Here is a 1,379-nt window from a genome sequence, read left to right as displayed (position 1 = left end):
CAATGCCGTTTACTTTGTGATTTTGTGTGTTTTCTTGAGCGGCCAGTTGGACATTTTGCGTTTGACGACGCGTGGGACGATGCGTTGTCGGCGTGGGGGCAGGAGTTCGTGGAGGATCTCCCGGCAGAAGATGACGAAGGCTTCAGCTAGCTTGTGAGGGGGAAAAAGCCGGGCGCGCGGCGATGGATCGCCGCGCGGCCCGGATGGTCCGTGTGAAGGAAAAGCTCAGTGGGTCTTCGTCGAACTCGGCCGCGACGGTTCCGATGAGGGACCGGATCGCATAGTGCGCGCAGAGGCAGCCATAGATTTCCTGGAGCACCCCGTCAGGGGTTTTGGAACGGAGCACGACGTTGGGTCCGCGCTGGTGTGTTTTGAGTTCATCGAAACTGGATTCAATTTCCCAGCGCCTGGCATACAGGCCGGCCAGGTCCTCGCTGGAAGCAGCTGCTGGATCCAGGATGGTGGTGATGAGCCGAAACATGCTGGTCTGCGGCGCGTCAGTGGTCTCGTTCCCTGAGGTGGCCTTGCTCTCGGTGGTGACGTTGTATTCGATGACGCGGACCGGGATGCCGTGGGTGTCCTTGGCCCGGTCCTTGCTGGAGGGATACACGGCCGAGAGGTAGGACCCGTCACCGTAGTCTTCATGGACGGGCAGGACCGCATTGGCTTTCATCCGCCACAGCAGTGCCGCCCCGGTGGCGGCGCTGTCCTTCCATGCCGTGTAGGAGAAGAACCCGCGGTCGGCCATGGCCAGCATGTCCGTGGCCAGGTCCGCCAACACGGCCGGGTACAGGTCGTGCTCGGAGGTGGTGCAACCGGCGACCACAGCGGAAATCACCGCATGTGTCCCGCATTCGACCAATCCCAGCACCCGCGCCTGCGGGAACGCGGACTTGAAATCCGTCTTCGTCCCCGGCCGCCCGTATGCCTTCTCGTTCGCGGGGGTGTCGGCCAGATCCAGGGTGGTCCCGTCCACGGAGACCAGCCGCCAGCCCTTGTAGAACCCGGGCCCTCCAGGATCCGCGAAGGGCTTGGCGACTTGGGCGAACAACTCCACCATCACCGCGGAACCCAGCCGGGTCCGGGCCTTGTAGATCGCCGCTTTCGTCGGCATCACCCACTCACGGTAGCGGCCCGTCAACCATTCCATCCCGGCCAGCAGGGACCGCATGGCTTCCTCGTAGGAGCCGTTGGAGAACAACGCCAACGCCATGACGTAATAGACCATCAGCCGGGACGGCAGCAACCGGTTCCGCTGCTCCAACGCCCCCGTCCGCTCGATCACCGCGTCGACCACATCCGCAGGGTACACCCGCGTCAACACACCAAGGGAAATATGGTCAGTCAACCGTTCGGGACCCTCCGGGGTCACCCATCCA

1 protein-coding gene is annotated in these 1,379 nt (G+C 63.2%); it reads right to left on the bottom strand.

Features of this window, described 5'->3' with window-relative positions:
- Positions 1-142 precede the first annotated feature (142 nt).
- Positions 143-1,379, bottom strand: a 1,237-nt coding sequence (locus LPN03_RS20685; RefSeq protein ID WP_262455752.1) for an IS4 family transposase, incomplete at its 5' end; no start/stop codon positions are given.

This window comes from Arthrobacter sp. A2-55 (genome assembly GCF_025548615.1).
Lineage (GTDB): Bacteria > Actinomycetota > Actinomycetes > Actinomycetales > Micrococcaceae > Specibacter > Specibacter silviterrae.
Note: the sequence above shows the minus strand (reverse complement) of the source record. Positions and strands in the feature narration are given on the sequence as shown.